The organism is Oleiphilus sp. HI0086 (genome assembly GCF_001635225.1).
Genome location: NZ_LWFZ01001465.1, coordinates 1 through 481, shown reverse-complemented (window position 1 = coordinate 481; position 481 = coordinate 1). Strand labels below are relative to the sequence as shown.

Sequence of the window (481 nt, the reverse complement as noted above, 5' to 3'; positions counted from 1 at the left end):
GCGTGTAATCTCGAAAGGTCTCACCGGCATAGGATTCGAGCGTCTCTTGAATGACACCATTAAGATCAAAGATCGAGTCGCCCAGAGTAATAACGTCATTGCGATCTGCCACTTCTTCGTAAGGGTTACCTGTACAACCGACAACACTCACAGAAACTATACAGGCAGCTGCAAATTTGACAGCCTTAGCCATCTTCACTGGCAGGTCTATCAATTTTTTTTGTTTTAATCTAATCATTTTGCTTCTCCAGCTTTTTGATTGTTTTATGGAGAAACAACGATAACGCAGTCATGAATTTTTTTAGGTATAGGATTACGTACAGATCTCATAGATCAGTGCGCAATTTGCCTTAGGGTTCATTGCACATTCGTCTGGCCAAATCATCTCTAGCGTGCTGAATAAGTGTTAAAGGATCTCGCGCTACGGAAGTGAAAACATGCAAACCACCTAAAGGCATAATGCCCTTCTGTGTTATTTCAC

Annotated in this window: 1 pseudogene; it reads right to left on the bottom strand. The window is 41.8% G+C overall.

The window, feature by feature from the left end:
* Positions 1–238: pseudogene (locus tag A3756_RS24905) on the bottom strand (hypothetical protein); the annotation flags it as partial.
* Positions 239–481: the final 243 nt, after the last annotated feature.